22 protein-coding genes are annotated in these 23336 nt (G+C 42.9%); 6 read left to right on the top strand and 16 right to left on the bottom strand.

The annotated features are described in order from the left end of the window. Positions 1-96 precede the first annotated feature (96 nt). A complete protein-coding gene (locus W03_RS04375; protein ID WP_244071760.1) occupies positions 97-960 on the bottom strand; it encodes a carbon-nitrogen hydrolase family protein in 864 nt (287 codons plus the stop codon). Between the two features lie 200 nt (positions 961-1160). Between W03_RS04375 and glnE the strand changes: the two genes are divergently transcribed. Together glnE and W03_RS04365 are read left to right on the top strand one after the other, a co-directional pair. Further along, positions 1161-3968 carry a bifunctional [glutamate--ammonia ligase]-adenylyl-L-tyrosine phosphorylase/[glutamate--ammonia-ligase] adenylyltransferase gene (gene glnE, locus W03_RS04370; RefSeq protein ID WP_244071758.1) on the top strand — a complete coding sequence of 936 codons (2808 nt, stop codon included), beginning with the start codon at positions 1161-1163 and terminating at the stop codon, positions 3966-3968. Between the two features lie 188 nt (positions 3969-4156). Further along, positions 4157-4585 (top strand): prepilin-type N-terminal cleavage/methylation domain-containing protein, encoded by a 429-nt coding sequence (locus tag W03_RS04365; RefSeq protein ID WP_244071756.1) that lies wholly within the window; start codon positions 4157-4159, stop codon positions 4583-4585. A 292-nt stretch (positions 4586-4877) separates the two neighbouring features. Here the strand turns inward: W03_RS04365 and W03_RS04360 are convergent, their stop codons facing one another. From W03_RS04360 to W03_RS04335, 6 genes are read right to left on the bottom strand one after another with little or no spacing between them, the layout of a single operon-like run. Next, positions 4878-7268 carry a GspE/PulE family protein gene (locus W03_RS04360; protein ID WP_244071753.1) on the bottom strand — a complete coding sequence of 797 codons (2391 nt, stop codon included), beginning with the start codon at positions 7266-7268 and terminating at the stop codon, positions 4878-4880. Positions 7269-7287: 19 nt separating this feature from the next. After that, positions 7288-8052, bottom strand: a complete 765-nt coding sequence (locus W03_RS04355) for an MBL fold metallo-hydrolase (RefSeq protein WP_244071752.1) — start codon at positions 8050-8052, stop codon at positions 7288-7290. Positions 8053-8077: 25 nt separating this feature from the next. Next, complete coding sequence (locus tag W03_RS04350) at positions 8078-8503, bottom strand: universal stress protein (RefSeq protein ID WP_244071750.1); 426 nt, start codon at positions 8501-8503, stop codon at positions 8078-8080. Positions 8504-8535: 32 nt separating this feature from the next. Then, positions 8536-9258 carry a TerC family protein gene (locus W03_RS04345; RefSeq protein ID WP_244071748.1) on the bottom strand — a complete coding sequence of 241 codons (723 nt, stop codon included), beginning with the start codon at positions 9256-9258 and terminating at the stop codon, positions 8536-8538. Between the two features lie 53 nt (positions 9259-9311). Then, positions 9312-10478, bottom strand: coding sequence for a patatin-like phospholipase family protein (locus tag W03_RS04340; protein ID WP_244071747.1), 1167 nt, complete (start codon positions 10476-10478; stop codon positions 9312-9314). Next, on the bottom strand, positions 10475-10693 hold the full coding sequence (locus W03_RS04335) for a hypothetical protein (RefSeq protein ID WP_244071745.1): 219 nt from the start codon (positions 10691-10693) through the stop codon (positions 10475-10477). The genes W03_RS04340 and W03_RS04335 overlap by 4 nt, the downstream gene beginning before the upstream one ends. A 172-nt stretch (positions 10694-10865) precedes the next feature. Here W03_RS04335 and pip point away from each other — a divergent pair, with 172 nt between their 5' ends. Then, the gene (gene pip, locus W03_RS04330) at positions 10866-11831 is read left to right on the top strand and encodes a prolyl aminopeptidase (protein WP_244071743.1); all 966 of its coding nucleotides are present in this window, start codon (positions 10866-10868) and stop codon (positions 11829-11831) included. A 36-nt stretch (positions 11832-11867) separates the two neighbouring features. Here pip and W03_RS04325 read toward each other — a convergent pair whose 3' ends face one another. Further along, positions 11868-12641 carry a phosphoadenylyl-sulfate reductase gene (locus W03_RS04325; protein ID WP_244071741.1) on the bottom strand — a complete coding sequence of 258 codons (774 nt, stop codon included), beginning with the start codon at positions 12639-12641 and terminating at the stop codon, positions 11868-11870. Positions 12642-13227: 586 nt separating this feature from the next. Between W03_RS04325 and W03_RS04320 the strand changes: the two genes are divergently transcribed. Further along, entirely contained in the window at positions 13228-14211 is a 984-nt protein-coding gene (locus tag W03_RS04320) for an MvdC/MvdD family ATP grasp protein (protein ID WP_244071739.1), read from the top strand. A gap of 54 nt (positions 14212-14265) precedes the next feature. Here the strand turns inward: W03_RS04320 and bioD are convergent, their stop codons facing one another. The 5 genes from bioD to bioB are packed head-to-tail and all read right to left on the bottom strand — an operon-like array spanning position 14266 to position 18660. Further along, positions 14266-14922: a dethiobiotin synthase gene (bioD, locus tag W03_RS04315; protein ID WP_244071736.1), complete on the bottom strand. Its 657-nt coding sequence runs from the start codon at positions 14920-14922 to the stop codon at positions 14266-14268. A gap of 24 nt (positions 14923-14946) precedes the next feature. Then, the gene (bioC, locus tag W03_RS04310) at positions 14947-15825 is read right to left on the bottom strand and encodes a malonyl-ACP O-methyltransferase BioC (protein ID WP_244071734.1); all 879 of its coding nucleotides are present in this window, start codon (positions 15823-15825) and stop codon (positions 14947-14949) included. Then, positions 15815-16579, bottom strand: a complete 765-nt coding sequence (gene bioH, locus W03_RS04305; RefSeq protein ID WP_244071732.1) for a pimeloyl-ACP methyl ester esterase BioH — start codon at positions 16577-16579, stop codon at positions 15815-15817. Before bioH ends, bioC begins: the two co-directional genes overlap by 11 nt. Next, positions 16576-17739 carry an 8-amino-7-oxononanoate synthase gene (gene bioF, locus W03_RS04300; protein ID WP_244071729.1) on the bottom strand — a complete coding sequence of 388 codons (1164 nt, stop codon included), beginning with the start codon at positions 17737-17739 and terminating at the stop codon, positions 16576-16578. Before bioF ends, bioH begins: the two co-directional genes overlap by 4 nt. A 3-nt stretch (positions 17740-17742) precedes the next feature. Then, positions 17743-18660 carry a biotin synthase BioB gene (gene bioB, locus W03_RS04295; RefSeq protein ID WP_375792727.1) on the bottom strand — a complete coding sequence of 306 codons (918 nt, stop codon included), beginning with the start codon at positions 18658-18660 and terminating at the stop codon, positions 17743-17745. Positions 18661-18871: 211 nt separating this feature from the next. On the opposite strand from bioB, the gene W03_RS04290 reads away from it, so the two are divergent. After that, complete coding sequence (locus W03_RS04290) at positions 18872-19549, top strand: ComF family protein (RefSeq protein ID WP_244071725.1); 678 nt, start codon at positions 18872-18874, stop codon at positions 19547-19549. 37 nt (positions 19550-19586) lie between these two features. Beyond that, a complete protein-coding gene (trmL, locus tag W03_RS04285; protein WP_244071723.1) occupies positions 19587-20051 on the top strand; it encodes a tRNA (uridine(34)/cytosine(34)/5-carboxymethylaminomethyluridine(34)-2'-O)-methyltransferase TrmL in 465 nt (154 codons plus the stop codon). Positions 20052-20064: 13 nt separating this feature from the next. Here the strand turns inward: trmL and pilQ are convergent, their stop codons facing one another. From pilQ to W03_RS04270, 3 genes are read right to left on the bottom strand one after another with little or no spacing between them, the layout of a single operon-like run. After that, a complete protein-coding gene (gene pilQ, locus W03_RS04280; RefSeq protein WP_244071721.1) occupies positions 20065-22161 on the bottom strand; it encodes a type IV pilus secretin PilQ in 2097 nt (698 codons plus the stop codon). 22 nt (positions 22162-22183) lie between these two features. After that, entirely contained in the window at positions 22184-22699 is a 516-nt protein-coding gene (locus tag W03_RS04275; protein ID WP_244071719.1) for a pilus assembly protein PilP, read from the bottom strand. Positions 22700-22702: 3 nt separating this feature from the next. Further along, complete coding sequence (locus tag W03_RS04270; RefSeq protein ID WP_244071717.1) at positions 22703-23314, bottom strand: type 4a pilus biogenesis protein PilO; 612 nt, start codon at positions 23312-23314, stop codon at positions 22703-22705. Positions 23315-23336 lie beyond the last annotated feature (22 nt).

The raw sequence follows: 23336 nt of genomic DNA, 5'->3' as shown, positions 1-23336 counted from the left end.
AAATTTTCAGATACAGTGGAAAAATTAAATCTAGAAGTCATTCCAGATCAATCTAATAAATCCAGGATAGTGTATTTAAGGACAAAAGGCAGCAAGCTAACAAAACTGTAAAGTTCGATGGTTTAAAGCAGGTAAATTAGTCCGTAAACGCGTTTGATATTCGGGATCGAGTGTCGCAACTACTGCGCCTGGACCTTTTGGTAGACGCTCCATCACCACTCCCCACGGATCGACAATCATGCTATCGCCATTGGTTTCCCGACCCCCCACATGATACCCACCCTGCCCCGGCGCAATCACATAAGCCATATTTTCAACAGCACGCGCACGAACCAGCACTTCCCAATGTGCTTTTCCAGTAATTGCCGTAAATGCAGCCGGTGCCAGAATGATATCAACTTTGTTCATACTGCGAAACAATTCGGGGAAACGTAAATCGTAGCATATCGACAAACCCATTCGGCCAAATGGTGAATCCACCGTAACCACCTTATCTCCGGCCATAATGGTTTTTTCCTCGGCGTAATGCTCGCTGCCCAATTGCAGGCCAAATAAATGAATCTTGTCATAACGTGCAGCCAATTCGCCATTATCAGCATATACTAGGCAACTGTTATAAACTTTATTGGGATCCGGTGTCGCAAGCGGCACAGATCCTCCCACCAACCATATTTTGTGGCGTTTGGCTGTATCGCTTAGAAATTTCTGTATCGGCCCTTCTCCTGGTTGTTCGCGCACCGCTAACTTGTCGGTATCCTTCATTCCCATAATGCAAAAATACTCTGGCAACACAATCAGCTGAGCGCGTTGTATTACCGCCTCTTCAATCCAACGAGCCGCTTCTTCTAAATTAGCCGAAACACTCGGTCCCGAAGCCATTTGAATGGCCGCCACACGAAAACTACCCAGTTTCCCATGCTCAGTCGCTCGTTGATATTGTTCATGAGTATTTTTTAACATTTTTTACAGTACCGCAATGATTATGATATACCTAACTAATTTCAACCGGATATCTGAAATCTTCATTTTCTCTATCCCTATTATGGTTTTAATAGTACCAGGTTATTTTATTTTTATTGTGATAATAAACAGAAATTTTCTCTCGTATATTGGATTTTACCATCGACTTTGCCAGCATACTATTTGATTTACAATACATCATGCCTAATTTAGATTCACTACCAGACACACGACTGTCTAATGCGATTGCTCATAGTCGATACGCACAAAGACTCCTTACCAGTGAGCCTGAAAGAATCCATGCCTTGACAAAAACGTTTCAACGATCCTTTGATCGCAATGAAATGCAAGCTTTCTTAAACTCGCACACCGAACAAATTACCAACGAAGATAAGCTGCACCAGATACTTCGCGATTTACGCAAACAAGTCATGCTACGTTTAATTGTACGCGACATCAATGGCTTGGCAGATCTCGCCGAAGTAATGAAAAGTATGACTGAATTGGCCGAAACCACCATTCAATTCGCGCTTTGGCATCACGAAAACTGGCTCACACAGCCTGATCGCTTTGGCTTTCCGCAAGGCGAATCTAGCAACACCACGCAGCATTTACTGGTAGTCGCAATGGGAAAATTGGGCGGTGGAGAATTGAATGTCTCTTCAGATGTTGATCTTATCTTTGTCTATCCTGAGGATGGCGAAACAAACGGCAACAAGTGCATTTCCAATCACGAATTTTTTGCCAGGCTCGGTCGCAAACTGATTGTCAGTCTCAATGATTACACCATAGATGGATATGTATTCCGTGTAGATATGCGTTTACGTCCGCACGGCGAGAACAGTCCGCTCGCAATCAGCTTTCCAATGCTGGAGGACTATTTCATCAAGCAAGGACGCGAATGGGAGCGCCATGCCTGGATCAAAGGCCGCGTGGTCGCCCGCTATTCTGCGAACAACAAAGAAACAGAATTCGTAGAATCGATTTTGACAGAAAGAATCGTTCGTCCCTTCGTATTTCGCAAATATCTTGATTTTGGCGCTTATGAATCGATGCGGAAACTTCATGCGCAAATCCGCAAGGAAGTTGAACGTCGAGAGCTACATGACAATATCAAACTCGGTCCTGGCGGTATCCGCGAAATTGAATTTATTGCGCAAGTTTTTCAACTCATACGGGGTGGGCGTGATGTCGATTGGTATATCCGTCCTACATTGAGCGTATTACAACGGTTACAAGAAAAACAACAGCTACCGGAACAAACCGTAACCGAACTCACCGAAGCCTATTTTTTCTTGCGTAAACTTGAGCATCGCCTGCAATATTTGGATGACCAGCAAACACAAACATTACCAACAAATCCAGATGATCAGCATCTGATCACCATCAGCATGGGATTCGCCAATTACGATGCTTTCATGCAGCAACTCGACATCCATCGCAACAACGTTAGCCAGCACTTTGATCTTATTTTTGCCACACCCAAGAAATCTATTTCTCATGACACGCTCACCTCATTGTGGCGCACCGAAGTACAGAATATTTCAGACACCAAAGCAGCCACCACGAAACTCAGCACGCTGGGCTTCGTTGAACCGGAGAAAATATCCAAACGATTACGTTTATTTTATCAGGGTGATTTCTATCATTTGCTGTCGGAATACACGCAACAACAAATGACCGCGCTCATTCCGTTATTGATTGAAGCTGCCGCCAAACGCCCACCTGTCGAAATTACGTTCGAGCGTATGTTGCAACTACTGGAAAAAATCAGCGTGCAAACAGCCTATATTTCATTGCTGCGAGAACATCCACACACCCTACAACGGGTTGCAGAATTGGTCAGTATCAGCCAATGGGTCAGTGATTATCTTGGGCGCCATCCGATTTTATTGGATGAATTACTGCGTCGCGACGTACCGAACCCAGTGCCTGATTGGTCAGCATTACGCAGTGAATTGATTTATCAATTGAATCATGCCAACAATCCAAAAATTGATAGCGTCGAATGGCAAATGGACGTATTGCGTCACTTTCAACACGCTCAAGTATTTCGCCTCTTGGTAACCGACCTGGAAGGATCCTTGCTGCTGGAAACGCTCAGCGATCATTTGACCGCACTAGCGGACCTGATACTGGATACTGTATTGCAACTGGCATGGCAAGGATTAAAAAAACGACATCGCGAAACGCCTGCTTTCGCAATCATCGGCTATGGCAAGCTCGGTGGAAAGGAGTTGGGCTATGTTTCCGATCTCGACCTAGTGTTTCTTTTTCAAGACGATCATCCCGATGCCGCAGAAATTTATGCCAAACTTGCACAAAGCATCAATTCATGGCTAACTCGCCCGACGTCGGCTGGATTACTGTACGATACCGACCTGCGCTTACGTCCGAATGGTGACTCTGGTTTGCTAGTACATTCCATGGATGCTTTTACACAATACCAGCAAGAACAGGCTTGGGTATGGGAACATCAGGCGTTAACCCGTGCGCGGTATGTTGTCGGTGATACACATGTTGGTGCGTTGTTCGAAAGCATACGCAAAACGATTTTGTGCAAACAACGCAATCCAACCGAACTCCGTCACGAAATACTTAAAATGCGCCAAAAAATGCTCGATGCACATCCTAACTCCACCACGCTGTTCGATATCAAACATGACCGCGGCGGTATTATCGATGTCGAATTCATTGTGCAATACCTAGTATTAGGTTTTTCACAACAATTTCCACAATTGACAGGCAACATCGGCAATATCGCATTACTCAAACTGGCCGCCGAGCTTGGATTAATTTCAACCGGCAAAGCAGAAAAAGTCCGCATCGCCTATCGTGAATTTCGCCGCTTGCAGCATCGGCAACGCCTGAGCGGCGATACCGACAGCATATATAATGCCACCACAAAGACCCCAGCGCAGCAATTTACCCGCGTGGAAGGCAGCCATTTGCAAGAAGACCGTTTAACGGTGCTTTCTTTGTGGGAAGATGTTTTTGGAGACGAATAATGCTTTTTGGAAAATTAAAGATTCATCACAAAAATCACAATGATAGAAAAATATATAAAAATTAACATGATGAATATAGAATACTTTTACAAAAATACTATACCCTTTCAAAATTTCTGGCACGACTCCTGCTTAATAACTCGCACACACGTTTTGTGTGCCTTACACAACCTAAAGGAGAATGAAACATGCAACAAATACAAAAAGGTTTTACATTGATCGAATTGATGATTGTTGTTGCTATTATTGGTATTTTGGCTGCTGTGGCAGTGCCTGCTTATCAAACATACACAACCAAAGCCAGATTCAGTGAAGTCGTATCAGCCGCAGCACCGCTGAAACTGGCACTAGAACTATGCTTTCAAGAACAATCTTCTCTGCTCAATTGCACTCATGGTGCCAATAGCGTACCTGGGCAAATTGGCGCAACAGGACAAATACAATCGGGCGTAATCTCTGGTAATACGGCAACATCTGCAGTGATAACAATGACACCAGCAGCTACAAATGGACTTGTAGCTGGCGATACTTTCATCCTCACAGGAACTGCCGCTAGTGCCACATCTCCGATACAGTGGGCTAAATCAGGCGGATGCGTAGCGAAAGGATTCTGTTAATTTAAAAGCTTACATGAAGCCAAAGTAATCTATCTAGATCTGCACAAAAAACCGCTCTTCCTAGAGCGGTTTTTTTATTCTGTTTTGCTACATTTAACAATCGAATAGGCATTTTAAAGACCTCCACATGACTATGTTTTTAAGCTTCTCTGTTCATTTCCGGTATATATAAATCAAATACCTGTGATTTTTTTGTAGTCGAGGAAATCAGTTATGCAGAGGTGTCTTTTAGATTCTTCTATGAGTGCTTATTTGCGTCAAAAAGTGACAATTTTTGTCACTTTCTCCCAACCTACTTGATACACACGACCCGTACTTGGTGAATATCCGTAATACCTTGCAGTACTTTTTCAATACCATCCTGTTTCAACGTACGCATGCCGTCACCCAATGCAGTGACTAACATATCCGCGACACGGGCATGTTCCTGGATATTCTTTTTCAATGCATCGCTCGCTGTCATCAACTCGTGCAAACCGACGCGCCCCCTAAAACCGGTATTGGCACATTCATCGCAGCCTACCGGCTTGTACAATGTAATCTGACCATCCTCATCACCGTATTGCTCTTTCCAATCGTCGAGGATTTCTTGCCGCGAGGCTTCGGGGTTCGCTTTAAAGCGGTCGATATGATTCAACTCTTCGCAATATTCGAGTAGTAACGCATTAAGCTCTTGTTCTGTGGCAACATGCGCTTGTTTGCATTTGCATAACCGTTTGGCAAGACGCTGCGCCAACACCCCTAGCAAGGCATCGGCAAAGTTAAACGGATCCATCCCCATATCGAGCAAACGGATGACCGACTCCGGCGCACTGTTGGTATGCAGCGTGGCGAACACCAAATGCCCAGTTAGCGAAGCTTCGATACCGATACCGGTCGTCTCCTTGTCGCGCATCTCACCCACCATGATGATATCGGGATCGGCTCGCAAAAAAGAACGCATGATCGCAGGGAAAGTCAGTCCCGCTTTGACATTGATTTGCACCTGACGCAAGCCTTTTTGTGTAATCTCGACAGGATCTTCCGCAGTCCATATTTTAGTATCGGTACGGTTGAGGAATTTCAGGATCGAATGCAGCGTGGTGGTCTTACCGGAACCGGTTGGGCCACACACAAAAAATAATCCGTACGGTTTACTGATGATTTTTTTCAATTCTTCCTGGTTGTGTGCGGTAAATCCCATTTTTTCCAATGGAATGGGCTCTCCTGCCGCTAAAATACGCATCACTACGTCTTCCATACCACCCGCAGAAGGAATCGTGGCGACACGCAATTCAATATCTAAAGGCGCATACTTACGGAATTTAATTTTCCCATCCTGAGGTTTGCGTTTTTCCGAAATATCCAAATCGCACATGATCTTGATACGAGTAATCAACGGATTCCGGTAACTGGCAGGAATTTCGATATACGGCATCAACGAACCATCCTTACGGAAGCGGATTTTAGTTTTTTCCTTACCCCCATAGGGTTCGATATGAATATCGGATACCCCCATTTTATGGGCATCGATGATGATCTTATTCACCAACTTGACCAATTCATTGTCAGAAGCAGCAGATGATTCTTCATTAAGGCTAACACCTTCTTCGTTATCTCCTTCATCCATTCCACCCAACATTTCATTGATATCGCCCGATGCGACATCATCCGCATTCACACCGTAAAACTGCTCAATGGTTTGGTTAAATTCTCGGTGTGTAGTAACGGTATAAATAACCTTATGCTTGGGAAAAATATTATTGACGATACGCTGCGACTTAATCAATTCAGGATCAAGCGCTAATATCGTCACCTCATCCTTGGTTTCATCAACCGGCAACCAACCATTGTTCTCGATATAGTCTTTTTTTAAGTTTTTCAACAATGAGAAAGGTTTGATCCGATCCACCTTATAGCCCTCATAAGGCACATTGAAAAACAAAGACAATGCCTGACCAACTTGCGGTGCCTTAACCTCTAACTCGTCAATAAGAATATCTTCTAGCTCACAGCGCTTATTTCGTGCCGTAAGCACGGCCTGCTCATACTGATCGGCTGAAATAATGCGACCAAAAATCAGATGATCGTATTTTGATTTGGCTACTTGGGCAATTTTAGGCTGCGGTTGTAAGATTCCGGACAGCGCACAACCAATTTCCATCAGTCCTGTCATATCGGTCGACGAAAAAGCTTGATTGTTTTTGTGATTAATGACTTGTACAACGCCCAGTACTTTTTCACCATTGGCGCTCACAATCGGAACCACCAGCATCTGCTTGGTCCGATACCCTGTACGTTTATCCACTTCGTGCGAGAACGTCATGGATGGATCAATTTTTCTCAACTCACCTTTGTAGTAAACATCTTCAATATTTACTGCCTGTTTACGTGAAGCGACATAGTCAATAATACTGCCTTTGGTCAATGGCAATTTTAGATCTTGCAGCGAATCACCGGCTTTTGCACGTGTAATCAGATAAGTTCGATCTTCACTCAATGTATAGATCGTCGCGCGATCCGCACTGAACAATCGACAAATCTCTTTGCTGGCTTCGAGAATGATCTCATCGATCGTTTCAGCGGCTTGTATCTTATTGATCAGAGGTTGCCAGTGATTCGGAAAATTTTTTTCATCACCCCCATCAACTAGATTTGTAGCGGAACCATCTTTAGTTGGTAATGAAGTAGTCGATGTTCTCATATGCACCATCCATGGTTGATTAAAACTCGAACGTCTGATTGTTTTCTAACTTGCGCGGATTAAGCTGCGGCATGGATTTTCGGATTTCATCCATTGTGATATCAGCTTCACCCGGTTTTAAATGCGTAATATATATTTCGGCATGGCGCTCAAATCTTTTTAGATCTTCTATCAGCAAGCTTGGGCAATAATGCTTAGATCGGATAGCGATATTTCTTTTTTGGTTGCAAAAAGCTGATTCAATAATGAGATACTTCAGATTCTGGATTTTGTTAATAATAGGCCAGAACTCAGGGTTGGTAGTAGTGTCTGACGTAAATACTAGGCTTGATCTACCTGAATTTAATTGATACCCCACCGTTGGCACAACATGATTGGCAGGCAATGGTGTAATTTTACGGCCTTGTAGATCGATAGTATCGCCTATTGTAAGAATTTGATACCGCATATAAGGCGTATGCTGGTTGGGAATTTTCGTGAAATCTGGCCATAAATGCCAATTGAATAGGTGTTTTTGCAAAACATCATGCGTCGCCTTTGTTACGTAAACAGTGACTGGTTTATCACGCACATAACCAACTGTATCCACTAAAAAAGGAACAAATACCACATGATCGAGGTGTGCATGCGTTAAAAAAATGTGATCAATTTTGATCATTTCGTCTCTACGCAAACCGCCAACCCCCGTTCCCGCATCGATGAGAATATCCTCATCTAACAGAAAAGCAGTGGTTTGTTCCCCGCTACCGATACCGCCGCTACACCCTAGCGTTCTGAGTTTCAAAAGATTTTTGCCTCATACAAAACAATTATTTAACCAGTAGCACAGGTATTAATGCCGATTGCATTACCTTATTAGTTACTGATCCCAATAATAAGCCCTCGATGTTTCCTTTACCTCTCGGCCCTATGACGATCTGGTCATATTTTTGTTCTGTCGCAAACTGTACGATCATTTCAGCCGGATCCCCCACCGTAATATGATACCGATAAGATATTCCTGCTTGATCGAGCAATTTGCGGGCATTTTCGAGGCTTTTTAAGCCTTCTTCATGATGATACTGTTTGATATCTGTTGCATTGATATGAAATGAAATATTACCACTTAATGGTGTTTGAACTGTTAATAAATGCACCTCTGGCAGCTCTTTATACCAATTAATCATAGATATAAAGCCAGCTACCGCTTTATCAGAGTTATCCGAGCCATCGACGGGTAATAGCATTTTCAACATGCGTAATTTCTCAATGAATGGAAAATAATTAATTATTTCTTCGGTGCGGCATCATCCGCCAAATCAACAATAACTCTTTGTTTATCAGTCTTTAATTTGGCAATCATTTTGCCCGTAAAAACTACTAGAATTGCACCGCCCATAGGCGCAATCCAATGCAAATAATTCGCTTGTGCGTCGACCCATTGCTTGGTTACAACATCAGAAACAAACATATCACCCGCAATCCAACCGAGTAACCCTGCACCAATAGCAATTGTCACTGGAAAACGTTCCATGAGTTTCATTACCAATTGACTACCCCATACAATAATCGGTACGCTAATTACCAAACCAAAAACGACGAGCCCCATTTCATCTTTTGCCGCTCCCGCAATGGCAATCACATTATCTAAGCTCATCACTGCATCGGCGACAATAATGGTTTTGATAGCCCCGATCAAAGTCGTACTGGCACCGACTTCATGTCCACCATCAGATTCGGGTTGTAATAGTTTGACTCCAATCCATAGCAGCAATAATGCACCAACTATCTTTAAATATGGAATCGCAAGTAAGCTTAATGCAAAGAAAATCAACACAATCCGTAAAACAATGGCACCAAAAACTCCCCAAAAGACACCCAATTTACGCTGATCTTCTGGCAAGCGACGGCACGCCAAAGCTATAACCACAGCATTATCGCCCCCTAATACAATATCAATGGCGATAATTTGTAGCACTGCAATCCAAAATTGAGGATCATCAAAACTCATTTATTTTCCTAATAATTCTTGTTCATTGTATGGCTATGATACCTATCCACAATTCAGATATGTGTTTCAACGCCAAGAAATTTCAGTAATTCATTCCGTTGCTGCAAGGTATCGTAATAACCCAATTCGATTAAATCTCGACAAAAAGCCGATTCAAATAAAACATAACTCAATAAAGTTAAACCATTCGGTCCCAGCGCTCCCACTGCTCGATACAAATAACGCATGACCCACGGCAAAGTATGCGCATATTTTTGTGCAATCTGATTGATACTCTGAGTGGGTGCGATCATCATTGCTTCAATCGGACGTAATCGCATATTTTTTTCCTTAAGCACTTCATGAGATACCTGTGCAACTGTCTCATTGATTCGCAACAGGCGTTCTAGATCGACATCCAAGCTATCCACAAAAATACTATTAAACGCGTGTCCGGCGATCTGCGCAAAAGGTGGATAGCCTGTAGCTTGAACCCTTCTAGGTTCATCCAGTATCGCTCTTCGCACACCAATTACCAATACTTTGTCAGCCCCTAAATGCAATGCTGGGCTAATAGGCGCCAGCTGACGCATCGATCCATCACCAAAATATTCGCGATTCAACTTTACCGCTGGAAAAATAAACGGTATCGAGGAAGAAGCTAACAAGTGATCAACGCCCAGTTTCACAGGAACTCCTATTCTTTGAGCTCTTCTCCAAGGCATTACCCCTTTTGCAGCTTGGAAAAATGTAACCGATTCTCCAGATGTATATCCCCATGCCGTAAGTCCTATCGCATGCAGTGAACCTTCTCGTATACAGTAAGGAATAGAACGAAAAGAGAACTTACTCCGCAATAGCATTTGTAGTGGCGTATTATCCAACAAAGAAATAGGACGAGATTTCCCATATTCACTAGACACTAATGAAAGCATACACCGCAAAGTGTTTTGTACGACGCCCAAAAAATCAGAACGGTGAATCTGGCTAACGTGAAAATTTGACCATACCGCTTCAAGGTTATTCACCCCTTCAGCATAATTACTAGCATACACAGCAATACTTGCAGCATTAATAGCACCAGCGGATGTACCACATACCACAGGAAAAGGGTTTATTTTTTTATCTGGCAATAGTTCCGAAATTGCTTTTAGAACACCCACTTGATAAGCTGCGCGCGCCCCCCCTCCAGTCAATACCAATCCGACTTTAGGCACCATTTGCCGCTTAGAATCATTCATCGATGCACAAGCTTTGTATTGACTTTTTCCAAAGCGTCTCGCAACGTTTCTTCGGGTAAGCTATTCAGCAAACGAGCCAGTAATTTAGCCGCTTGATGAGCAGATTTAGGTAATCTTGCACTATCTAGGCTTGCAATAAAAACAGCGGCAGCCCCAGTTGCATCAAGCAAACTTTGGCGTTCATGCATTAGAATCTCTATTTGTTTTCTCAACATTGAAATTTCCTGTTCCTTTAATACTATACCCACCATGTAGATCCTATGACATTAACAAATACGCACCAATATAGCAGAACCCTAATAGAACCAAGTGCTAAGCTCAGTGATATTTGCACGCTTTTTTCTATTACAATGAATACGCGAATATTAACTCATCGATCTCAATATTATGAATGTCCACTCACACCACCCACTATATCCTAAAATTCAACCCTACCAACAAGGATTCTTATCGCTTGATAGTACACACACCATGTATTGGGAGGAATCCGGCAACCCAGATGGCGTGCCAGTTGTGTTCTTACATGGCGGACCAGGCGCAGGTTCATCGCCCGCTCATCGTCGTTTTTTCGATCCGTCATATTATCGTATTGTCATTTACGATCAAAGAGGCTCGGGACATTCAACGCCATTGGGAGAAACCAAAAATAACACAACGCCGCTCTTAATTAATGACTTGGAGTTGTTGCGCAATCACTTAAAAATTGATCGTTGGCTAGTATTTGGTGGGTCCTGGGGTAGCACACTAGCACTTGCTTATGGTGAAACACACCCAGAACATTGTCTTGGATTTATTTTGCGCGGAATATTCCTTTGCCGCAAAACAGAGATTGATTGGTTTCTTTATGGATTGCGTACCATTTTCCCGGAAGCATGGCAGCAGTTTGTTGCGCCTCTACCGGAAAGCGAACGCTCTGATATTTTAGCTGCATATTATCAACGCTTACTTCATCCAGACCCGGCTATCCATATGCCAATGGCACGCAATTGGGGAATATATGAAGGATCCTGTTCCACATTACTCCCCAATCCATCGGTTGTTGACTACTTCGCAAGCGATGCAGTTGCGCTAGGACTCGCCCGTATGGAAGCGCACTATTTTACGCACAACATTTTTTTACCTGATAATGCGCTATTAAGCAATATTCACAAGCTACACAATATCCCGGCGACCATTGTGCAGGGCCGTTATGATGCTGTATGCCCCATTGTCAGCGCAGACGACTTACATCAAGCATGGCCACAAGCAGAATATATCGTTATCAATGATGCCGGACATTCAGTATGGGAGCCTGGTATACAATCAGCACTGATTCATACAATGAACACTAAGTTTAAACAAATCACCAGTTAATTTAATTCTACTCAGGACTTTTTCTATAGATGCAAGCTATAGATGCAAGCCGCACTCGGTTTTGGGTTTACCTACCCAACGACCACTGCGGCCTTCACCTTTTACTGTGCAGTGCTTACATCCGATAGAAGAATATCCTTCTTCAACCAACGGATGAAACGGTAACTTATGTTCCACGATATAAGCATCGCGTTCCTCGCGAGTAACATCTATCATCGGATTAAATTTGATAATTCCGCGACGCTCTTCAAAAATATCCAATCCAGCACGATGATCCGTTTGCCAGCGCATCAAACTCGAAACCCAAATATGGTAATTCGGTTTAATTTCTTCTAATGGATTAATCTTATTGATTGTGCAGCAGAAATCCGGATCTTTTTCATACAATCTTTCTTTAACGCTGTATTCATGCTGATATGCATCAGCTTTAACATCCTGTACCTTCAAATGAAAAAGCTTAGTAAGGTAGTTTTGATACATCAGGGTCTCTGGAAAATGAAAACCGGTATCAATAAAAAAAATGACCTGCTCAGGACGAATCCGCGAAATAATATGTAAGAAATAAGCGGATGTTGCAGCAAAAGACGACGTCACCATAATCTTTTCCGGCTGGAAATCAACATATAGCTTGCGCAAGCGTTCTTCAAAATTAAGTGAACGATAACGCTCATTTAAGGCCGCAATATCATTCGCACTTAAACCAGCAGTATTCCCGCTGTCCTTTACAGGATCAGTACGATTCACAATTGGTTGTTCGCAATCGCTGGAATTTGTTTGAGTTATTATTGTTGCTGCTTCGGACATATTCATGTGACCCACAAAAATATAAAATATTTACCCCATACACGGCCTGAACACAATGAAACCAGATACCTTGGAATGTTTCAATGAAAGACATATGATACAAGGGATTGTTCAAAATGCCACTGTAATCAGGTACCTTGAAAAGATGGTACGCTAAATACAGCCGTAAAAAATTACTTACCTTTTTTCATTTTGCAATCTACCGAGGATCCGTTCTCTTGTCAAACACCTTCCCAATAGGGTTGTTAGTAAATCTTCTGAAGTTTGATTCACTCTCAATGCCTACGATAGCAAACATAAGATAAATTTGGAAAATCAAGCAATTATTAATCGCTCTATTTGTTATAGTACATTTTATTGCCTTTCTTATCGTACCTGATTGAACTTTAATGAATTACTTGATGCCTATACAACGTAATATCATTCCAACTAGCTTGAAGTTAAACTTTGGAGTGGCAAAAAAAATGAGATTCGACTGTAGCTAATTTCAATTCTTAGGGGAATACTATAGAATCGCGATGCTTTTTACCGCACAGTAACAGCGAAGTATTTTCATAACTAAATAACTATTATAATAAATTTTATAAATCTCATGTCCATTCTGATTATATCTGAACCTAATGATACTCATGCGCATTCTATAATCACCGCACTGGGAAAGCATAAAGTCAGTGATGTTCACTCACTTGATTTCTCGAATTTTTCTGCTTTAATGAGTATGAACCTAGCGTTATCGGTGCGAGACTCTGGAAAATTTTGGCTACAGATCGGACAAAATAAGCTGATTGATAGCACCGAAATCAGTGCGGTTTGGTGGCGCAGACCCCAGAACTATCGACAACACATCCAAAGCTTGAAGCCTCTATCTCGGCACTTCGCCATGACAGAACCAACTTCGTTACATGGACTGTGGCAAGATAATCATTGTCTTTGGGTTAATAACGTTGTACGAGATGCTGCTGCAGCGCACCGTCCATGGCAACTGGAGTTAGCAAAGCAGTGCGGATTAAGAGTACCCGATACTTTACTAACCACAACTGCTGATCGAGTAAAACAGTTTTGGCAGCGCTATCACGGCGAAATCATATATAAACCACTGCTGCAAGCTTTTCGTAGTGAGTACGAAACACGAAAAATGAAACCAGAAGAGTTTGCACAGATTGATAAAGTACAGCTTGAACCCATTCTTTTCCAACAATGGATACGTGGCACCGCTTATATTCGTGCCACCATTATCGGTACGGAAATTCTTACTGCTGCAGTTGATATGGATAAAAACATGCCGTTCCATACAACACAATCCAGTTCAGTACATTATCGGCGTCATAGTTTAACTGCGATTATGCAAGATAGGCTATTGTTATTTATGAAACAAATATGTCTCGAATATGGTGTTATCGATTTATGTTTACGACCCGATGGTGAGTACGTATTTCTGGAGTCACACTCAGCGGGAGAATTCCTTACGGTTGAACGCACCTGCCAATTACCAATTAGTGACAAGCTCGCAAAACACTTAGCACGCAACAATGCCAGTAAAATCCCGCCAGTCCCTGTGGATAAAAAAGCAGCTTGATCAAACAGTCTCTTTTTTGATTCGTCATTAAACTCGCATTCACTAGCAATTATGTTAACAAAGCAAAATTTTTGGCACTGCCGTGAATCCATTAGTTTGCTCACCAAAACGTAGGATACCAAGCAGCGGCACCTGTAGCCGCTGTTCTAATGTTGTAATATTCTCAGTCATGGCAACCATCGGTGACTGAATACAATTGGCTATCCATCCTACAAAATTCAACTGTGCTGCACTAATCGCCCTGGCCGTTAGTAAAGCATGATTCAAACACCCCAGGCGCATGCCTACCACCAGTATTACAGGTAAATTGAGTATTTTTGCGAGATCCTCTCCTGTTTGAAAATCATTCAACGGCACTAAAAAACCGCCTGCACCTTCTACAATTACGATATCCGCTTGCATAGAAAGCCGCCTGTAGTAGTCGTTGATCAGAGACAAATCAATCGTTACGTTCTCTTGCTGCGCAGCAAGATGCGGAGAAATAGGCGCTTCAAAAGCATAAGGATTTATTTGCTTTTGCGTAACATTTACATTGCTTGCCGCTAGTAATAATTCAACGTCCTGCCACTGACCATTTTCGTAGCCTGCGGCAATCGGCTTCATACCTACCGCTCTATATCCTTGGACCGAAAACGCACGCAACAATGCACAACTGACTGTAGTTTTTCCAACATTCGTGTCCGTTCCAGTAACAAAAAAACCTTTTGCCATTTGTTATTTTGCTTGATTAGTGAATCAATCAATTAAGCCCAATTGGCGGCGTGTTTCCGGCGTTAAGACCGATTTTCGCGAAGGTGGTTTCCATGCATGACCATAGATCACTTCGAAAGTAGCTGGATATTTGCCATCGATGCGTAATTTGTCATAGGCTGATAACGCTTTTCTCCAAGCAGTTTTCCCCATTAAACCGGATTGTCTACCCTGCGTCACATTGTGTGCGCCGATCGATTTTAAATCACGCATGATATTTAAAACACTCGGGTAAGTCATTGTAATACACTCCATGTCCATAACGGGCTCGGTAAATCCGCGATGCAAAAGAAGATCACCTATATCATGCATATCGATAAAATGGTTAACATGGCTAAATGAGTCGGCTTGTGCAAATGATTGACGCAACTCTTTTAAAGTATCCGGGCCAAAAGTACTAAACATCAACAAACCATCGACCCGCAAAATACGGTGCATTTCAGTCAATGTATGTTCTAAATCATTACACCACTGTAAAGCCAGATTAGACCAAATCAAACCAATACTTTCTTGCTTAAATGGAATTTGCTCAATATCAGCACAAACATAGTGATGGCGTCGCATGGCCGGTAACAATCTCTGCCACCAATTTGAATTGGGCCGGGCCTGAAGGAGCATTGCTCGTGCAATATCCATAGCAATAAGCTGCTTTCCAGGATAATGTTTTAATAATTGCTGGCTACCATAACCCGTTCCGCTACCAGCGTCCAGAATAACATCCGGTTGGTATTTGATATACTCCAAGCGCGACAGCATGCGGTTACTGATTTCACGCTGTAACACAGCCGCCTCATCGTAACTGCTGGAAGCTCTTTCAAAAGCATTGCGCAACTGCTTCTTATCGAGAATATATTCAAAATCCACTTAGGCAAGCCACAAATTGTTCAGGATCAGACAAAAAAGGTGCATGACCGCAATGTGTAAAAGTAATTAACCGAGATTGTGGGATTTGCTGTTGCATCCAATAGGCAGCCTGCAAATGCGTGATCACATCGCTATCCCCGTGCAATAATAAAACCGGTTGCTGTATCGCAGGTATATGTGAGCGCAAATCACTCGTTTGCAGAATTTTTAGCCCCTGCTCCAATCCCATTGCATGCGGTTGCTTTTTCTCAAAAAAGTGTTTACGTAATTTTTGTACATTTTGAATCGCACGTCGATCCCCCGTCATCTGTAAAGTGAGAAAACGTTGAATCGTTGCTTGATAGTTTCGTTTCAAATTTTCCCAAAACAATTCTAATAGCTTAGGCTCAACACCGAATGTCCAACCATCGAGTTTAACGAAGCATGGCGTTGTGGCGACCAAAATTAATTTTTGTACTTGCTGTGGATATTGCAGCGCCAATTCCATAGCAATCTGCCCTCCCAGTGACCAACCCACGACAAAACAGCGTCTCGGCAAAAGACTACCAATGCTATCCACCCAATGCTGTAAGGTTTCCAATTCACCAATTACACTGTTGCCATGCCCGGGCAGGTCTATTAAATGCAATCTAAAATGCCGACTGAGCGGTTCACAAACCTCATGCCAAATACCAATGTGCATTGCCCATCCGTGCAATAACACCAAGTCAGGGCTATCATTTTGGCCAAACGATTCCATATACAAATGCGTCATGATGCGGCTAATTCACGCAATGTTTGCCCAAGACACTCAATATCTTGCGGTTGATGCGCTGCGGAAAGCGAAATCCTTAAACGCGCCGTACCTTGTGGTACCGTCGGCGGGCGAATTGCAGGTACTAAAATACCTCGCTCTCGTAATGCCCCACTAAGCTGCACCGCTTGTTCATTGTTACCTATCAAAAGAGGCTGAATCGGCGTCTCAGAAGCCATCAGTCGCCACGATAGAGACTTCAGTTCTTCGCGCAACTGCATAATATTACGTATCAAAGCTTGGCGTCGCCAATCTTCTTCCTCTATCAGCTTCAAGCTGGCCAACAATGCTTGTGATAGCAGCGCTGGCGCCGCTGTCGTATAAATATAGCTACGTGCCGACTGTATCAGTGTTTCTATCACATCCATTTGTGCTGCCACAAACGCTCCAAACACACCTGCCGCCTTCCCCAGTGTTGCCATATACACAACATTGGGAGAATGCTTCGCATTGTGATCCTCAAGAAACAAGCTACCACGTCCTTGTTTACCCAATACACCAAATCCATGTGCATCATCCAGCAATAACATCGCATGATATTGTTCGCATAGCGCAATCAATTCAGAAATAGGTGCTTTATCCCCTTCCATGCTAAAAACTGTATCACTAATCACCAGCTTACGTTTTGCTCGGGATACGGCCAGTCGTTGTTGTAGCGTCACAAGATCTAAATGCGAGTATCGAATGAATGCTGCACGTGACAAAAGCGCTGCATCATTCAGTGAAGCATGATTTAATTTATCAGCAAATATCGCATCTTCACGTCCCACCAAGGCAGTAATGACGCCAATATTCGCCATATATCCTGTAGAGAATAACAAAGCCGCAGGAAACTCAACAAATTGTGCTAGCGCGCATTCTAATTCGTGATGTACGCTGAAGTGGCCGTGCAACATATGCGATGCACCTGCACCCACGCCAAACCGTTGCGCGCCCTCACAAACGGCTTGTACTAAATCCGGATGATTTGCCAATCCCAGATAATCATTACTGGTAAATGCGAGATACTCATGGTGATCAATCGTAACATGACTGCCTTGGGGACCATCGACAACAGAACGAATACGCCGTAGAGATTTTTTCTCGCGAATTCGAAGCTGTTCAGTCAGATCAAAAAACATAAATTACAATGCATGCAACCCCAATTTACTGAGCAATGCTTGATCACGATCGGCTTCTGGGTTGGCGGTTGTTAGTAGCTTATCGCCATAAAAAATTGAATTTGCTCCTGCCAGAAAGCAGAGTGCTTGTACCGCTTCAGACATTTCCTGCCTGCCAGCCGATAGACGTACCATCGCTTTAGGCATGGTAATGCGCGCTGCAGCAATTGTGCGCACAAACTCTAAAGGATCCAATGCATCAGTCCCATACAACGGCGTTCCTTTGACTTGTACAAGATGATTAATCGGTACTGACTCAGGATAAGGATTCAAATTTGCTAATTGTGCAATTAGACCTGCGCGTGATCGGCGAGTCTCACCCATACCTACAATGCCGCCACAACATACATTAATTCCCGCATTACGCACTTGTTGCAGAGTATTCAGACGATCATCGTATTGACGTGTAGTGATGATCTCTTCGTAAAACTCCGGTGCGGTATCCAGATTATGATTGTAATAATCCAGACCGGCTTCGCGTAATTGCTGTGCCTGCCCATCTTTAAGCATACCGAGTGTTGCACAGGTTTCCATCCCCAAAGCTTTAACGGCTCGCACCATTTCGGTCATTTTCTCGATATCGCGTTGTTTTGGGCCACGCCAAGCAGCTCCCATGCAAAAACGCGAAGCTCCCTTTTCCTTGGCAGCCATTGCAGCCACCACTACTTCATCTGTCGATAACATCGCTTGATTGTCCACACCGGTATGATATCGCACCGCTTGTGGGCAATAACCGCAATCCTCTGGACAACCACCCGTTTTCACTGAGATCAAAGTTGATAACTGTACGCCATTGGCATCATGATATTGCCGATGAACACTCTGCGCCTGAAAAAGTAAATCGTTAAACGGTGCATCCAATAATGCTTCAATATCGGTCATACTCCAATTTAATGTATCTTGTGTTTTTCCCGATATATTGATCAAGTCACCGTGTTTTTCCTGAGCTGTCAATGAATTCAGAGTCATGCTGATATACCTGCCATTTCGATAGTATGCTTAAAAGTTTCTATGTTGGATGAACTGAATGATCATAGATTCATAGTATGCTGTCAATTTTTACACAGCATTTTAATCTTTTGGATAAATTCCAATGAAATTATTTACCGACGGTAATTGCATCTTATGCGGTGCGACCACATCAGAAGACTTATGTGCACCATGTCAAGTGGAATTACCTCGGCTTCCTGAAAACCATTGTCCTATCTGTTTGTGGCCTGTACCGACAGCAGAGATCTGCGGCACATGTTTGAAAGAACCTCCAGCTTTCACGCGAACCATTGCTGCTACGCGCTATACTTTCCCAATTGATGCGTTAGTTCGATCCCTAAAATATCAATCCAATTTTGCTATCGCACCGATTCTAGCAAGCTTGCTTCTGACGCAGCTTAAGATCTCAATGCAACATCAACCTGATATCATGCTACCGATGCCTTTACACCCGATTCGATTACGGGAACGGGGTTTTAATCAGGCAATCGAATTAGGCCGATTTATTGCAAAACAACTGAAAATTCCTTTATTAGTGGATCATTGCTATCGCATACGGCATACAGTACCACAAACTGATTTACCCTGGCCAGAGCGGCAAAAAAACGTGCGCAAAGTCTTTCAGTGCGACCTCGATCTTTCGGGTCGACATGTCGCAATCGTTGATGATGTCATGACTACTGGCGCAACACTGAACGAATTAGCTAAAGTATTACGCCAACAAGGTGCGAACGAAGTCAGTAATTGGGTAATCGCTCGGACATTACCTGACAAAATATAATCGAATAATACATCGACCCATTGCAATTGCCATCCTTATGTTTAACATTGTTTTGTTTCAGCCTGAAATTCCGCCCAATACGGGTAACATTATTCGATTATGCGCCAATACCGGCATGCAGTTACATCTGATCAAGCCTTTAGGATTTCCGCTCAAAGACAAACAACTACTACGTGCAGGGTTGGATTATCACGAATTTGCCACAATCAATGTTCACGAAAATTGGCAAAGCTGTTGCGCAACCTTACAAAACAACCGGATTTTTGCCGTCACAACCAAAGGCACACAGCGCTACGATTACATTGATTACAAAAAAGGTGATAGCTTCTTATTTGGTGCAGAAACATCTGGTTTACCACTGCACCTTCTGGAATCATTTTCTGTTGATCAACGAATATATATACCTATGGTTACGACTAGCCGGAGCCTAAACTTATCCAACAGCGTCGCCGTGATAGCTTATGAAGCTTGGAGACAGATAGATTTTATATTCACAGAATGAGAAAGTTATCAAACTACTGTAGATTCAATGTCTCACTGAGAATACGTGGCGTAACAAAAATCAATAACTCACGCTTATTATCGACTCTAACGGTGTTACGGAAAATGTAACCAAGTATTGGAATATCCCCCAGGAAAGGCACCTTGTTAACAATAACATTTTCAGTTCGATCAAAAATACCACCGATCACGACTGTTCCACCATTTTCCACCAGCACTTTAGTCGTCACTTGTTTCGTATTGATTGGTGGTGGCAAAAATTGATTCAAGGGAGCACCAATCTTGTCTTGATTCACATTAAGCTCCATATCAATTTGACCATTATAGGTAATCAATGGTTTAACTTTCAGACGCAACGTAGCATCCATAAATCGAATACTGGTTGCACCACTACTAGTTGCTTGTTGATAGGGCACACGATCGCCTTGTTCAATAATGGCTTCAATTCCGTGTGCGGTCACGACGCGAGGACTGGCAATAACTCTCCCTTTATTATCCGTCTCCAAAGCCGATAATTCCAAATTGATCAAACGGCCATTATTGAATTTCATCAAACTTAACCCCAGTGCCGCTGGTCCACCCAATAAACCAGTTGCCGCCGCTGCAGGCAAGTTCACATTGAGATTATTAGGACCCGCCGCTCCGCCTCCAGCTGCCAAAGTACTCGATCCAGCAAGATTTCCAGATGCACCAAATCCATAACCGCCTACGTCGGTCGCATTCTGTACACCAAAGCGCGCACCCAAGCTGCGGCTAAAAGTATCCACCGCTTCTACAATACGTGCTTCAATCACTACCTGCCGTTCAAACACATCCAATTTTTCGATTCGTTTTCTGATTTCTGCTAATCGCATCGGGATATCGGTGATCGTGATCGTATTACTGATTTCATCTAAGCTAATCGTACCGCGTTTACTGAGCATTCCATCAAATGTCAGTGAGTTAACCCTACGGTGATTCAAGTGGAATATTTCACTACGCAAAGGCTCCATATCGGCAACCTGCAATTGCGCCTCTAAATCGAGTAGTTCACGATCCGCCATCTCCTTACGTGGCGCCACAAAAATAACATTCCCTGAGCGGCGTTTATCCAATCCATGCACTTGTAATACAATATCAAGCGCTTGATCCCAAGGCACGTCCCTTAACCGTAAGGTTAGATTTCCCCCGACCGAGTCACTAGCGATAATATTGATATTGGTAAAATCAGCGATGACTTGTAAAATCGCCCTAACTTCAACATCCTGAAAATTAAGAGATAATCTTTCACCAGTATACCCTCCGGTAGCGCGTTTTCTTTTTTCGATCTCGTCCTCGTCATTACTTAGCGCTCTCACTTCAAGCACAAACTGTGTTCCTGATTGTCTTGCCGAATGTTCCCAACGACCATGCGGCTTAATAACCATACGGACGTTATCGCCCGTTCTAGTCGTTTCAATGGTCTGAATCGGTGTGGCAAAATCTAAAACATCCATGCGCCTTACCAAGCTATCTGGTATAAAGGTATCCACAAAATCCACAAGAACCACATCACCTTGTTGTTTCACGTCCACGTTTGCATTGGTTTTAGTCATATCAATGACTACTCGACCCTCCCCCAAGGTACCACGGCGGAAATCAATATCACGCAAACCATTGGTTTGTTTTTGCGATGCGGCTTCCGTAATCCTGACAGGCGAAGCTCTCGTTTGTTTAGCCGGAGCAGCAGCAAGCCTTATCAGCAGCAAATTATCTTTGATTTGAATATCGTGCTGCATTAATTTTGCCAAATTCAGTACTACTCTCGTACGATCATCCACTTGGACAACATTGATACTTCGCAGATCGCCTTCGAGCGATTCCTGATAATTCTTCCCAATACCGTTAGAAACCTGATTTAAATCGAAGTAGATGCGAAACGGATTGTTCAATGCAACACCAACGGGCGCTGTAGGCAATGCCTGCTCAAGTGTTAATTTAGCGACAATCTCACCGCTTTGTCCATTGGATATACTGATTGAACGAAGCGTATTTGAGAAAGATGGAGAAGATTGGATTTGCTCAGCAGCAACTAATCCGCTAAAAGTCAGAAAGAATATAGTAACTGCATGTATCAAGTTATTTTTTTTCATCGCTCGAAATGAAACATAAAATTTAGTTTTTCAATATAAGGGCGCTTTGTTTCTCAACCCACTCAGTCGTACCGTTCTGCACAATTTCCTTCAAACTAACTTCCATTTCTGAAATAGCCTCTATCTTTCCAAAATTATGTCCTAAGTGATTACCTTTCTTGACGCGATGTAAAATTCCATCAGGTGATTTAATTAAGGCAAAAACCATGTTATCTTGCTGTAAAGAGCCAACCAAAGATAAGCTTTCGAGCGGATAAGATTCTAAAATTTCTTTTTGCCGATTGAGATCGGGACTGATCCCATTTGAAGCATTTTGTGCTTGACCATTTGCGCGAGGTACAAATGGATCGGAAATATCGAAGGCTTGGTAAGTAAAAGATTTAGGTAATTTCACTTCGGGCAGTGGATCAATCTTTCCTTGCAAACCCTGTGAAGAATCATTCACAAATGATTCAAGATCACTATAATCGGTCGAACTACATGCTGTCATCATCGTCACAATAATAAACAGTAATAGTAGAAGCACAGTACGCATCATAATTCACTTTCCTAAGGATTGTTTTGCTATCTCTTCCTCATCCAAGTATCGAAAAGTCTTGGCAATAGCATCTAATATCAACTTTCCATCATTCCCAGGAACGATATTGATATCATTAATCGTTACAATACGTGGCAATTTTGCAACGTCGCTGGCAAAGGCTCCGATATCATGATATTCCCCGATTACTTTGACCGCGATTGGAAGTTCCGCGTAGAATGCATTGATGGATTCTTTCTCTGCTGGCTTAAACAGCTCAAATTGCAGTCCACGACCGAGCCCAGCTTGATTGATATCGACTAACAAGCCTTCCATCTCCGATTTATCCGGTAATTGTCGCAACAAGGTACTCAGTGACTGCTCGATATCTTGCAATTGTTGTCGCAAGGCAGGCAAGTTAATGACACTATGCTTTTTGGCTAGATAAGTCGTTTTTAATGTCTCTTCTTCAGCTTCGGCACTTTCTAACACTTGTATTTGATCACTCCAGACATAGAAATACCCACCGATCACAATTCCAATGAAAAGTATAAGCAGCGCAATTACCTTGAACAGAATAGGCCAATCTCCGGCTTTATTGATATCAAGCTGTTGCAACTCGACCATTAAATCCATGTTCTTCAGTATCCTTAATTAA

Origin of the sequence: Nitrosomonas sp. PY1 (assembly GCF_022836435.1) — a bacterium.
Lineage (GTDB): Bacteria > Pseudomonadota > Gammaproteobacteria > Burkholderiales > Nitrosomonadaceae > Nitrosomonas.
The sequence above is the reverse complement of the archived record's forward strand: the minus strand, read 5'-3'. Positions and strand labels throughout refer to the sequence as shown.